Source organism: Pseudomonas sp. MM213, from assembly GCF_020423045.1.
Classification (GTDB): domain Bacteria; phylum Pseudomonadota; class Gammaproteobacteria; order Pseudomonadales; family Pseudomonadaceae; genus Aquipseudomonas; species Aquipseudomonas migulae.
Map to the genome: position 1 here is coordinate 5,503,989 of NZ_CP081943.1, position 12,798 is coordinate 5,516,786.

Annotated in this window: 12 protein-coding genes; 8 read left to right on the forward strand and 4 right to left on the reverse strand. The window is 58.3% G+C overall.

Translation table 11 applies throughout. From position 1 onward, the window contains the following. Window positions 1-115 precede the first annotated feature (115 nt). Window positions 116-1,810, reverse strand: a complete 1,695-nt coding sequence (locus K5R88_RS24975; RefSeq protein ID WP_223435482.1) for a lactate permease LctP family transporter — start codon at window positions 1,808-1,810, stop codon at window positions 116-118. 262 nt (window positions 1,811-2,072) lie between these two features. On the opposite strand from K5R88_RS24975, the gene K5R88_RS24980 reads away from it, so the two are divergent. Continuing rightward, window positions 2,073-2,840 (forward strand): GntR family transcriptional regulator, encoded by a 768-nt coding sequence (locus tag K5R88_RS24980; protein ID WP_008029801.1) that lies wholly within the window; start codon window positions 2,073-2,075, stop codon window positions 2,838-2,840. 113 nt (window positions 2,841-2,953) lie between these two features. Here K5R88_RS24980 and smpB read toward each other — a convergent pair whose 3' ends face one another. Further along, window positions 2,954-3,436 (reverse strand): SsrA-binding protein SmpB, encoded by a 483-nt coding sequence (gene smpB, locus K5R88_RS24985; RefSeq protein WP_008029800.1) that lies wholly within the window; start codon window positions 3,434-3,436, stop codon window positions 2,954-2,956. Window positions 3,437-3,554: 118 nt separating this feature from the next. On the opposite strand from smpB, the gene K5R88_RS24990 reads away from it, so the two are divergent. Genes K5R88_RS24990 through K5R88_RS25000 form a run of 3 tightly spaced genes read left to right on the forward strand, consistent with a single transcriptional unit; the run spans window position 3,555 to window position 5,707 of the window. Continuing rightward, window positions 3,555-4,958 carry a sodium-dependent transporter gene (locus tag K5R88_RS24990; RefSeq protein WP_226298571.1) on the forward strand — a complete coding sequence of 468 codons (1,404 nt, stop codon included), beginning with the start codon at window positions 3,555-3,557 and terminating at the stop codon, window positions 4,956-4,958. Between the two features lie 7 nt (window positions 4,959-4,965). Beyond that, complete coding sequence (locus K5R88_RS24995) at window positions 4,966-5,400, forward strand: type II toxin-antitoxin system RatA family toxin (protein WP_008029796.1); 435 nt, start codon at window positions 4,966-4,968, stop codon at window positions 5,398-5,400. Further along, a complete protein-coding gene (locus K5R88_RS25000; RefSeq protein ID WP_008029793.1) occupies window positions 5,393-5,707 on the forward strand; it encodes an RnfH family protein in 315 nt (104 codons plus the stop codon). Before K5R88_RS24995 ends, K5R88_RS25000 begins: the two co-directional genes overlap by 8 nt. 61 nt (window positions 5,708-5,768) lie before the next feature. Here K5R88_RS25000 and K5R88_RS25005 read toward each other — a convergent pair whose 3' ends face one another. After that, on the reverse strand, window positions 5,769-6,296 hold the full coding sequence (locus K5R88_RS25005; protein ID WP_008029791.1) for an outer membrane protein assembly factor BamE: 528 nt from the start codon (window positions 6,294-6,296) through the stop codon (window positions 5,769-5,771). Window positions 6,297-6,393: 97 nt separating this feature from the next. Here K5R88_RS25005 and fur point away from each other — a divergent pair, with 97 nt between their 5' ends. Further along, complete coding sequence (fur, locus tag K5R88_RS25010; RefSeq protein ID WP_064679800.1) at window positions 6,394-6,798, forward strand: ferric iron uptake transcriptional regulator; 405 nt, start codon at window positions 6,394-6,396, stop codon at window positions 6,796-6,798. Window positions 6,799-6,873: 75 nt separating this feature from the next. Here fur and recN read toward each other — a convergent pair whose 3' ends face one another. Then, the gene (recN, locus tag K5R88_RS25015; protein WP_223450609.1) at window positions 6,874-8,547 is read right to left on the reverse strand and encodes a DNA repair protein RecN; all 1,674 of its coding nucleotides are present in this window, start codon (window positions 8,545-8,547) and stop codon (window positions 6,874-6,876) included. Between the two features lie 241 nt (window positions 8,548-8,788). Between recN and grpE the strand changes: the two genes are divergently transcribed. The 3 genes from grpE to dnaJ all read left to right on the forward strand — a co-directional run bounded on the left by grpE (window position 8,789) and on the right by dnaJ (window position 12,795). Beyond that, window positions 8,789-9,355 carry a nucleotide exchange factor GrpE gene (gene grpE, locus K5R88_RS25020; protein ID WP_008029789.1) on the forward strand — a complete coding sequence of 189 codons (567 nt, stop codon included), beginning with the start codon at window positions 8,789-8,791 and terminating at the stop codon, window positions 9,353-9,355. A 102-nt stretch (window positions 9,356-9,457) separates the two neighbouring features. Then, on the forward strand, window positions 9,458-11,374 hold the full coding sequence (dnaK, locus tag K5R88_RS25025) for a molecular chaperone DnaK (RefSeq protein ID WP_008029786.1): 1,917 nt from the start codon (window positions 9,458-9,460) through the stop codon (window positions 11,372-11,374). 296 nt (window positions 11,375-11,670) lie between these two features. Next, window positions 11,671-12,795, forward strand: a complete 1,125-nt coding sequence (gene dnaJ / locus K5R88_RS25030) for a molecular chaperone DnaJ (RefSeq protein ID WP_008029785.1) — start codon at window positions 11,671-11,673, stop codon at window positions 12,793-12,795. Window positions 12,796-12,798: the final 3 nt, after the last annotated feature.

Sequence of the window (12,798 nt, forward strand, 5' to 3'; positions counted from 1 at the left end):
CTGAGGCTGCTGAATATAGAGAGAGATTCTTTCAGCAGCCTTACAGACCGGGTTGTGAATAGCTGACGCCGGAGTCGTGGTCCGGCGTCGGTTTTTGCGTTTTTTCGTGTAGTACTTAGTGCACCAGCATGCCGGTGAACCAGTAGGCCTGAGCCAAGGTGATCAGGCCGACGATGGTTGCGAAGAACAGGCTGTGCTTGAGGGTGAAACGGAACAGGTCCGATTCCTTGCCGACCAGACCGGTCGCGGCGCAGGCCACGGCGATCGATTGTGGCGAGATCATCTTGCCGGTCACGCCGCCGCTGGTGTTTGCCGCCACCAACAAGGTGTCGTTGACGCCGATCTGGTGCGCGGTGGTGGCTTGCAACGAGCTGAACAGCGCGTTGGACGAGGTGTCGGAACCGGTCAGGAACACACCCAGCCAGCCGAGGAACGGCGAGAAGAACGGGAACGCCGCGCCGGTGCCTGCCAATACCAGCGCCATGGTCGACGACATGCCCGAGTAGTTGGTGACAAAGGCGAACGCCAGCACCATGCCGATGGACAGGATCGGCCAACGCAGCTCGTAGAATGTCTCTCTAAAAGTGGTCAGACCAGTTTTAATGTTGATCTTCAACACCAGCATCGAGATCAGTGCGGAGAAGAAAATCGCCGTACCGGTCGCGGAGATCGGATCGAGTTTGAACACGGCCGGGATGGCGGTCGGAGCGGTCACGATGGGTGCGACCTTGATCACCATTTGGTCCAGGTGCGGAATGGCGAAGTTGAACACCCAGCCGTACATCGAGCCGCCAGCGGCGAACATCGCCTTGAACGGCTTCAGGGTCCAGATGGTGACCAGCACGGTGAGGATGAGGAACGGCGACCAGGCTTTGAAAATTTCACCGAGGCTGTAAGGCGAGGCCACGGTTGTGCGCGGCTGACCGAAGCCGCCGGCGCTGGCGGTCACAACGGAGGCCGAAACGGCACCGACGATGTGTTGGCCTGCGGCGCGTTTCGGCTGCCAGACTTTCAGGAACAGCGTCAGGGAAATCAGGCTGGCCAGGGCCGAGGTGATGTCCGGCAGTTCCGGGCCGATGAAGTTCGACGTGAAGTATTGGGTGATGGCGAAGCTCAAACCGGCCACCAGTGCTGCTGGCCAGGTTTCCCGCACGCCGCGCAGGCCGTCCATCATGAACACCAGCCAGAACGGCACGAACAGCGACAGCAGCGGCAGTTGGCGGCCGGTCATGGCGCCGATCTTGAACGCGTCGATACCGGTCACTTGCCCGGCCACGATGATCGGGATCCCCAAGGCGCCGAAGGCCACTGGCGCGGTGTTGGCGATCAGGCACAGGCCTGCGGCGTACAGCGGGTTGAAGCCAAGTCCAACAAGGAGGGCGGCGGTAATCGCTACCGGTGCGCCGAAACCGGCTGCACCTTCAAGGAATGCACCGAAGCAGAAGCCGATCAGCAGCACCTGCAAACGCTGGTCGTCGGTGATCGACAGGACGGAGCTGCGAATCACTTCGAACTGACCACTCTTGACCGTCAGTTTGTAGAGGAACACGGCGGCGACGATGATCCACGCAATCGGCCACAGGCCGTAGGCGAAGCCATACCCGGCGGCGGCGAATGCCATATCGACCGGCATCTGGAACGCGAAGATGGCCACCGCAATGGACAAGGCCAGCGTGATGCTGCCGGCCACGTGCCCTTTGAGTCGGAACACGGCCAACGCCAGAAAGAAAAACACGATGGGGATAACGGCTGCGAGCGCGGAAAAGCCGAGGCTGCCGAGCGGGGTATAGAGCTGTTGCCAGGTTTGCATATGGGGTGGCCCCTAATTGTTGTTGGTCAGGCACTGATCAGCGTTCTTGGATAATTGGTAATACCAATTTACAATCGCTGTTCGCTAGGGTAAAAGCCTTGTAGGCGGCGTGTCAATTTGCCGCCCTAAAACTTTTGTCGAACACGTGCTGTGGCGTCTGCTTGATCCGCTCGTACAAATGCCGTCTGGTAGGTGCTGGCAAAGCGCCGATAGGCCAGAATAGAGAGCCCGGCGAGCCGTCGGGATCGTGGAGAATTGAGTTATGGGGTTTGATCAAATTCGTCAGCGCCGTTTGTCTGACGATATTGTCGAGCAGCTCGAGGGGATGATCCTCGAGGGCACGCTGAAGGCAGGTGAGCGTTTGCCGGCCGAGCGCGCATTGGCCGAGCAGTTCGGCGTGTCACGCCCTTCGTTGCGCGAAGCGATTCAGAAGCTGGCGGCCAAGGGCTTGCTGGTCAGCCGCCAGGGTGGCGGCAACTATGTGGTGGAGTCACTGGGCACGACCTTCAGTGATCCGCTGCTTCATCTGCTTGAAAGCAACCCCGAGGCCCAGCGCGATCTGCTGGAGTTTCGCCATACCCTGGAAGCGTCCTGCGCCTATTACGCAGCGATGCGGGCGACAGATGTCGATCGCGAGCGGCTGACCGCGGCCTTCAATGAATTGCAGGACTGCTACACCCGTCACGATGAAGTGAGTCGGGCGGAAGAGGGGGCGGCGGACGCGAAGTTTCACCTGGCAATCGCCGAAGCCAGTCACAACGCGGTGTTGCTGCACACCATTCGCGGGCTGTTCGATCTGCTCAAGCGCAACGTGGTGACCAACATTGGCGGCATGTACAAACAGCGCACGGAAACCCGCGACATGCTGATCACGCAGCATCGGGAGTTGTACATGGCGATTATTGAGGGAAGGGCGGAGCAGGCGCGGGAAGTTTCCAGTCGACACATTCTGTATGTACAGGAAGTGCTGGAAGAGGTGCGTCAGGAAGTGCAGCGCATGGCCCGGGCGGAACGGCGCAAGGGGATGTAGTCAGTTGGTTTTGTATCGTTCGTGCGATTGCATTCGCGGGCAAGCCTCGCTCCTACAGATCACGCGATCCTGTAGGAGCGAGGCTTGCCCGCGAAGAGGGCCTCAGGCGAAAACTACTCTTCCTTGCCCTTGTTGCGCACCGCTCGCTGCAGCTCGCGACCGGCGTCGCGTTCGCGTTCGGTATCACGCTTGTCGTATTCCTTCTTGCCCTTGCCCAGAGCGATCTCGCACTTGACCATGTGCTTGCTCCAGTACCAGGACAGGCACACGCAGGCGTAACCCTTTTGCTGCACGGCGGCGGCCAGCTTTTCCAGCTCGCGGCGGTTGAGCAGCAATTTGCGGGTGCGCGTCGGATCGGCGATGACGTGCGTGCTGGCGGTCGTCAGGGGCGTAATGTGGCTGCCGAGCAGCCATGCTTCGCCATCCTTGAGCAGCACGTAACTGTCGACCAGTTGCAGCTTGCTTGCCCGCAGACTTTTTACTTCCCAGCCGGCCAGGACCAGACCAGCCTCGAACCGATGTTCGATGAAGTAATCGTGTCGCGCCTTTTTATTCTGCGCGATGGTCCCTGTTGGGTGTTTCTTCTGTTTAGCCATAGGGGCGGCATTATAGGGAGTTGCACGCGAGTCGGCTACGGTGATGCTGCGTGCTTGAGCAGGTTGATTGAATCCCGGACAATGCGCCCTCTTTTTTCAATGCTTGGACGTGGTAACGATGTCGACAGACAAGGTTTCTGTCCACGGCAGTTGGGCTAGCCGCTGGGTCTTCATACTCGCCGCGACCGGTTCGGCCGTGGGCCTGGGTAGCATCTGGAAGTTCCCGTACATGGTCGGGGTCTACGGCGGCGGTGCCTTTGTATTGATGTTCCTGGCCTGTATCGCACTGATCGGCGTACCGGTCATGCTGGCTGAAACCCTGATCGGCCGGCGCGCCCGGCAAAGTCCGGCCAATGCCTTGAAGGTGCTGGCGCTGGAGGCCGGGCATTCGGGCAAGTGGTCTTGGGGCGCATTCGCCGGGATGATCACGGCGTTGCTGATCCTGTCTTTCTATAGTGTCGTCGGCGGTTGGTCGCTGGATTACATCATCGACATGGGGCGCGGCGACTTTCAGGGGGTAACGCCGGATCAGGTCGGTGCGTACTTTGGCAACGTGATCGCCGATCCATGGCGTCTGACACTTTGGCATACGATTTTTATGCTGTTGTCCGCCGTCGTCATCGCCAGGGGCGTAGTTGCCGGCCTTGAGCGCAGCCTGCGCATCATGATGCCGTTGCTCTTTGTGATGGTTCTGGTGCTGCTGGGTTACAGCATGACCACCGGCCATTTCATGGAGGGCGTGCATTTCATGTTCGACTTCCACCCGGAAAAAGTCCTCGACGGCTTGTTGCCGGCCATGGGGCACGCGTTCTTTTCCCTAAGCGTCGGCGTTGGTTCGATCATGATCTATGGCGCCTATATGCCGAAACACTCGTCGATCTCCGGCACCGTGGTTGGTGTCGCGCTGCTCGATACCTTTGTTTCGCTGGTCGCGGGCCTGGCATTGTTTCCGATTGTGTTCGCCGCCGGCCTGAACCCGAGCGAGGGCCCTGGCCTGATGTTCGTCAGCCTGCCATTTGCCTTTGGCAACGTAGCGTTTGGTCAGTTGATGGGGGTAGTGTTCTTCGTCCTGGTCGCGATTGCAGCCTGGAGTTCGGCGATTTCACTGCTTGAACCGATGGTGGCTTACCTGGTTGAACGCACTAAAGTCAGTCGCGCGTGGGTGACTTTCTGGCTGGCGTTCACCTGCTGGTTCGTCGGTCTGGGCACGGTGTTTTCCTTCAATATCTGGAAGGAAGCCAAGTTTTTCGTGAGCGAAGGCGGGATGTTCCACCTCTATCAATGGGGGGCGGCCGGCGGTCTGGATTTCTTTGGCGTGATCGATTTCTTTACCTCGCGGATCATGTTGCCACTCGGTGGTTTGTGTTTCGTGGTGTTTGCAGGATGGGTGATGGGGCGTGAAGCGGTGCGCGACGAGTTGTCGATCCGCAACCCCATGCTGTTCAATCTGTCCCTGTTTTTGATGCGCTATGTGGCGCCCATCGGCATTCTTGTAGTGTTTGCCGCCCAGCTGTGGAAGTGACGCTGACATGACGACACACATTCAACGTTCGGCTCTGCTGCCGTACCCGGCACAAGCGCTGTATGACCTGGTCAATGACGTGGCACGTTACCCGGAGTTTTTGCCGTGGTGCTCGTCGGCCGAAGTCCTGGAAAACTCTCCCGAGTACATGCGCGCGAGCGTTGGCGTGGCCAAGGGTGGCCTCAGTCAGCATTTCGTGACGCGTAACACTCTGGTCCCCGGGCAATCGATCGAGATGAATCTCGAGGAAGGCCCATTCACCCAGTTGCATGGCATTTGGGTGTTCAAGGCGTTGACCGACAAGGCCTGCAAGATCAGCCTGGACCTGTCGTTCGATTACGCCGGGCCGATTGTTCGCGCGACCCTGGGGCCATTGTTCAATCAGGCAGCCAATACGCTGGTCGATGCGTTCTGCCAGCGCGCCAAACAGATACATGGTTAAGCCCGTGATCGAAATCGAGGTGGTGTATGCCGCCGTTGATCGTCAGGTGCTTCGCTGTGTGGCGGTGCCCGCAGGCACAACAGTGCGCGCAGCGCTGCTTGATTCGGGAATAGGCGAAGCGTTTCCAGAGCTCGATCTGGGCGAATGCCCTGTCGGGATTTTTGGCAAGGTGATCGCCGATCCGGACACACACCAGGTTCGGGCAGGGGATCGTATTGAGATCTATCGGCCTTTGCTGGCCGATCCGAAAGAGGTTCGCCGGTTGCGCGCGGCCAAGGCTGCCGAGGCCAAAGCCCGAAATCAGTGACCTGATTAAATGCCAGACAATAAAAAACCCGGACATTCCGGGTTTTTTATTGCGTCGCAAATTATTGCGGCGAGGTTTCCAGCGGTTCTGGCGTCGGGACTGGAACGGTTTCTACGCCGTCCACGTCCTTCTGGATCTGATCCAGCAACGAACCTGGCTTGACCGGTTTTTCCGGTTTCGGCTTCTCGGCGTTTTCAACAGGTGCGGTCACATTAGTGCCACTGTCCTTGCCGAGAATGGCTTCGTCCCGGCTCACGCCTGGCATGAAATCACCAGAGAGGCTGACAAGTTGGTCATTTGGGTTGAAGATAACGCTAATGCGTTCCTGTTGGCGTTCACCGCCACCGGGTTGCAGGCTGTACAGATAATCCCAGCGATCGGCATGGAACGTGTCGGTCAACAGAGGGTTGCCCATGATAAACCGTACTTGCTTACGGGTCATTCCCGGGCGTAACTGGTTTATCATGTCCTGCGTGACGACATTGCCCTGCTGGATGTCGATTTTGTAAACCCCGGGGAATGAACAACCGGCGAGTGCGAGCAGTCCCACAAAGGTGAAACTGGTTAGCAAGAGCTTGGTGTTTTGCATCGGTGGGCGACTTCCACTATCTTGGCTGGGACAACGTAAACGCCGATCATACCCGCATTAAGAGAAGCTGCGAAGCAGCATCGCGAGAAAGCTGACCATGGTTGAAAATAGCGAACTACGCAAAGCCGGTCTCAAAGTGACCCTTCCACGGGTCAAAATTCTGCAAATGCTCGATTCCGCCGCGCAACGCCACATGAGTGCCGAGGATGTTTACAAGGCGCTGATGGAGGCTGGTGAGGACGTCGGTCTGGCCACGGTTTACCGTGTACTGACTCAGTTCGAGGCAGCTGGCCTTGTGGTGCGGCACAACTTCGACGGAGGCCATGCGGTCTTCGAGCTGGATGACGGCAAGCATCACGACCATATGGTCAACGTCGAAACCAGCGAAGTGATCGAATTCTTCGACGAAGAAATCGAGCGCCTGCAGAAAGCCATCGTCGACAAGTACGGTTTCGAGATGGTCGATCACAATCTGGTGCTGTACGTGCGCAAGAAAAAGTAAGCATGTCGCGCGAATTTCACATTCGCGAAACGAACGAAGGCGACCCCAGGGTCGCCTTCGTGCTGTCTGCCGTTCTTAAATCTTTGCGGTAACGACCATTTTTTTCGCGTGTGCCAGGGATTCCTTGGTGAGGTCGATGCCGCCCAGCATCCGCGCGACTTCTTCAACGCGATCATTCTTGCTCAGCTTGGAGACGGCTGTGTGGGTCGCCTCTTCGCCACGCACCTTGTGCACAAATAGATGCTGATGCCCTTGCGCCGCCACTTGCGGCAAGTGAGTCACTGTCAGCACCTGTCCGCGCTCACCGAGGCGACGCAGTAGCTGGCCGACAATCTCGGCCGTCGGGCCGCCGATGCCTACGTCCACTTCGTCGAATACCAGGGTGGGTACGCGTGAAGTCTGTGCGGTAATCACCTGAATCGCCAGGCTGATCCGCGACAGCTCACCCCCCGAGGCTACTTTGGCCAAAGCTTTCAAGGGCTGGCCGGGGTTGGCGCTGACCAGCAGTTCTACCTGTTCGAGCCCGTTAGGCAGCAGCTCATCGCTGCTGTTGGGGCGCAACTCGATGGTGAAGCGGCCGCCGGGCATGCCCAGTCGCTGGATTTCCTGCTCCACGGCGCTGGCCAGGCTGCTGGAGGCCTGGTGGCGCAGATCGCTCAGTTCGCGAGCCTTCTCCTGATAGTGGCGGGCATAAGAAGCCAGTTCATCGCCCAGGCGCTCGATGGATTCATCATTGGCATTGAGGGTTTCAATTTCATCCAGCAAGCGCTGCTGCATCTCGGCGACCTCGGTCGGCTGGATGCGGTGCTTGCGCGCCATGGTGTAGATCGCATCGAGGCGTTCTTCCAGGTACTGCAGGCGCGCCGGGTCGGCATCGAAGTTATCGAGGAAGCGATTCAGTTCGCCGACGGCCTCTTCAACCTGGATCTGTGCACTGGTCAGCAAACTGCTGGCTTCACCCAGTGCGCCGATCGAGTTGTTCACGCTCGACAGGCGGTTGAGGCTGGCGGTCAAGGCGTTCAGGACATTGCCGGAATCACTTTCGCTGCATTGTTCGACCACTTGCCGGCAGATGCCCAGCAGGGTTTCGGCGTTGGTCAGGTTCTTGTGTTCCTGCTCCAACTGCTCCAGCTCGTTGTCACCGAGGCCGAGGTTTTCCAGTTCTTCGAGTTGATAGCTGAGCAGTTGATGGCGGGCGCGTTGTTCATCGCCGGAGTTGGAGAGACGCTCCAGCTCCTGGCGAGTCTGGCGCCAGCGTTGGGCGGCCAATTGCACCTGGCGGGCAAGGTCGGTGGCGCCGGCGTATTCGTCGAGCAGGCGGCGGTGGGTGTCGGTCTTGAGCAGGGATTGGTGCTCGTGCTGGCTGTGGATATCAATCAGCAGCTCGCCCAGGGCCTTGAGATCACCAAGCGGGCAGGGCGTGCCATTGATATAGCCGCGGGAGCGCCCTTCGGCGGTGATCACCCGGCGCAAGATGCACGGGCCGTCGCTTTCAAGGTCGCGCTCGGCCAGCCAGGCACTGGCTTCGGGAATATCGACCAGGTCGAAGGTGGCCAGGATGTCGGCCTTGTCGGCGCCCGGGCGGACCACGCCACTGTCAGCGCGATCGCCCAGGGTCAGGCCGAGGGCGTCGAGCATGATCGACTTGCCGGCGCCGGTTTCCCCTGTGATCACACTCATCCCGCGATCGAGTTCGAGATCGAGATGTTCAACGATGGCGTAATTGTGTACGGACAGGTGCACCAGCATAAAGGCCGCTCCCAGGCTTTAGGTCTGGTTATTTATACAGTGTTTTATTTGCGGCTGACAATGCCCTCGCTTAGCTCGATTTGATTGATCCGACGAAATCGTTAGCGCATCGGGAAATGACAATGCAGCTGTTTTTTGTAGGGTTAATCACAACAAACCCCTTGAAGCTGATTTTTGCGGCCCCATATAGCTGGGCAGAAGCGCGAGTTGAGCTCGCGGACGATATTGAAAGGAGAAATCTATGGCTGACGAACAGACAGTGGATACGCAAAATCAAGAAGCCAACCAGGGCTCCGCGGCTTCGGGTGAAGACCTCGCGGCTCGTGTACAAGTGCTCGAAGAGCAACTGGCAGGCGCGCAGGATCAGGCTTTGCGTGTTGCCGCCGATCTGCAGAACGTCCGCCGTCGCGCCGAGCAGGATGTTGAAAAGGCTCACAAATTCGCTCTGGAAAAATTTGCCGGTGATCTGCTGCCGATCATCGACAGCCTTGAGCGTGGTCTGGAGTTGTCCAACCCGGACGATGAAAGCATCCGCCCAATGCGCGAAGGCATCGAGCTGACCCTGAAAATGTTCCAGGACACCCTGAAGCGTTATCAGCTGGAAGCGATCGATCCGCATGGCGAACCGTTCAACGCCGTTCTTCATCAGGCAATGGCCATGCAGGAAAGCGCTGACGTCGAGCCGAACAGCGTGCTCAAGGTGTTCCAGAAGGGCTATCAGCTCAATGGTCGTCTGCTGCGCCCGGCCATGGTCGTGGTCAGCAAGGCACCGGCACCGGTTTCGCCTTCGATTGACGAGCAGGCTTGAAATTAGCCGCAAGGCCCCCATTTAGAAGTCAAGCGTTTAAGTGCTACCGCAGTTAGCCACCACTGCTGCGGCAACCAAATCCAAAGTTTCGGGAGAGTGAACATGGGCAAAATTATCGGTATCGACCTGGGGACTACCAACTCCTGCGTCTCCGTGCTTGAAAACGGCGTAGCCAAAGTTATTGAAAACGCTGAAGGTGCGCGTACCACGCCGTCGATCATCGCTTACGCCAACGACGGCGAAATCCTCGTTGGCCAGTCGGCCAAGCGTCAGGCTGTGACCAATCCGCACAACACCCTGTATGCGGTGAAGCGTCTGATCGGTCGTAAGTTCGACGAAGAAGTCGTACAGAAAGACATCAAGATGGTCCCTTACAAAATCGCCAAGGCTGACAACGGCGACGCTTGGGTTGAAGTGAACGGCCAGAAAATGTCGCCGCCACAGATCTCGGCTGAAATTCTGAAGAAAATGAAGAAGACCGCCGAAGACTACCTCGGCGAGCCAGTGACCGAAGCGGTGATCACCGTTCCGGCCTACTTCAACGACAGCCAGCGCCAGGCGACCAAAGACGCCGGCCGCATCGCGGGCCTGGACGTTAAACGTATCATCAACGAACCAACCGCAGCCGCTCTGGCTTACGGTATGGACAAGGCGAAAGGCGATCACACCGTGATCGTTTACGATCTGGGCGGCGGTACTTTCGACGTTTCCGTGATCGAAATCGCTGAAGTCGATGGCGAGCACCAGTTCGAAGTATTGGCCACCAACGGTGACACGTTCCTGGGCGGTGAAGACTTTGACATTCGTCTGATCGACTACCTCGTCGACGAATTCAAGAAAGAAAGCGGCATGAACCTCAAAGGTGACCCGCTGGCCATGCAGCGCCTGAAAGAAGCCGCTGAAAAAGCCAAGATCGAACTGTCTTCGAGCATGTCGACCGACGTGAACCTGCCGTACATCACTGCAGACGCCACCGGTCCTAAGCACTTGAACGTGAAAATTTCCCGCGCCAAGCTGGAAGCGCTGGTTGAAGACCTGGTTCAACGCACCATCGAACCTTGCCGCATCGCTCTGAAAGACTCCGGCATCGAAGTTGGCTCGATCAACGACGTGATCCTGGTAGGCGGTCAGACCCGTATGCCACTGGTTCAGAAACTGGTGACCGAGTTCTTCGGTAAAGAAGCACGTAAAGACGTGAACCCGGACGAAGCCGTTGCCATGGGTGCTGCTATCCAGGGCGCCGTATTGGCCGGTGACGTGAAAGACGTTCTGCTGCTGGACGTCAGCCCGCTGACCCTGGGTATCGAAACCATGGGTGGCGTGATGACCGCGCTGATCGAGAAAAACACCACGATTCCTACCAAGAAATCGCAAGTGTTCTCGACTGCCGACGACAACCAGGGCGCCGTGACCATCCACGTGCTGCAAGGCGAGCGTAAGCAAGCCGCCCAGAACAAATCCCTGGGCAAGTTCGACCTGGCCGAGATTCCACCAGCACCACGTGGCGTGCCACAAATCGAAGTGACCTTCGACATCGACGCCAACGGCATTCTGCACGTAGGCGCCAAAGACAAGGCCACCGGCAAGGCTCAATCGATCGTGATCAAGGCGAACTCCGGTTTGTCCGATGAAGAGATCGAGAAAATGATTCGCGATGCTGAAGCGAACTCTGAGGAAGACCGCAAGTTCGAAGAGCTGGCCACTGCCCGCAACCAGGGCGATGCACTGGTTCACTCGACTCGCAAAATGGTCACTGAGGCAGGCGATAAAGTGACTGCTGAAGAGAAGACTGCAATCGAAGCTGCTGTTGTTGCTCTGGAAGCCGCTGTTAAAGGCGACGACAAAGCTGCAATCGAAGCCAAGGTTGAAGAGCTGTCGAAAGTCTCCGCTCCAGTGGCGCAGAAGATGTACGCCGAACAGGCTCAGCCTGCTGAAGGCGCAGCACCGCACGACGAAAAAGCTGAAAAAGCCGACGACGTTGTCGATGCCGAGTTCGAAGAAGTCAAAGACCACAAGTAAGTTGTTGGTCGCCCGGTTGACTGCCTTTAGGCGGTGACTGGTAGGATGTCGCCGCGCGGGAGCCTGCTCCCGCGTTGGCGTGTCTGGAGTACACGAATTTTTACAGCATGCGACAAGTTCGTGTGCTGGTGGTATGGCCGGGAATGCTCCTGCTTTTCGAGCCGAAAGTACCGCAGTGAATCAAAGACCAGGATCGTTGAATTGACGTGAGTTGGGTCCGGGCCTGTATTGGGGCTCAACGAGTTCGGCAGGGCTCAGGAGAGGTTTGCCGAACGTCCTTAAGAGTGCAAAGACTTATGGCAAAGCGTGACTATTACGAAGTATTGGGTGTTGAGCGTGGCACAAGCGAAGCGGACCTGAAAAAGGCCTACCGTCGCCTGGCGATGAAGCACCACCCGGACCGTAATCCCGATGACAAAGCGTCGGAAGAGATGTTCAAGGAGGCCAACGAGGCCTACGAAGTGCTGTCCGATTCCAGCAAGCGCGCGGCGTACGACCAATACGGTCATGCCGGTGTCGACCCAAGCATGGGCGGCGGCGGTGCCGGGTTTGGCGGTCAGAACTTCTCCGACATCTTTGGCGATGTCTTCAGTGACTTCTTCGGTGGCGGTCGCGGCGGTGCTCGTGGCGGCGCTCAGCGCGGCAGCGACCTGCGTTACACCCTGGAACTGAATCTGGAAGAAGCGGTACGCGGTACCACCGTGAATATCCGCGTTCCGACACTGGTCAACTGCAAGCCGTGCGATGGCTCGGGTGCCAAGAAAGGCTCTTCGCCAGTCACTTGCCCGACGTGCGGCGGTATCGGTCAGGTCCGCATGCAGCAAGGTTTCTTCTCGGTGCAGCAGACCTGCCCGCGTTGCCATGGCCAGGGCAAGATCATTTCCGACCCGTGCAACTCCTGCAACGGCGACGGTCGCGTTGAAGAGTACAAAACCCTTTCCGTGAAAGTGCCGGCCGGTGTCGATACCGGTGACCGCATTCGTCTGTCCGGCGAAGGCGAGGCGGGCGCTCAGGGTGGTCCGACGGGCGATCTGTATGTGGTGATCAACGTGCGCGAGCACGCGATCTTCCAGCGTGACGGCAAGCACTTGTTCTGCGAAGTGCCGATCAGTTTCGTCGATGCGGCGCTGGGTGGCGAGCTGGAGATTCCGACCCTTGATGGTCGGGTCAAACTGAAAATCCCTGAGGGGACTCAGACCGGCAAGCAGTTCCGTGTTCGCGGCAAAGGCGTTGCGCCTGTGCGTGGCGGCGGTGCCGGTGACTTGATGTGCCGTGTTGCGGTGGAAACCCCAGTCAATCTGGGTCGTCGTCAGCGCGAATTGCTGGAAGAGTTCCGTAGCTCCCTGGCGGACGACAATAGCCATTCGCCGAAAACCACCGGTTGGTTCGAAGGCGTGAAGCGCTTCTTCGGCGATCTGTAAGGA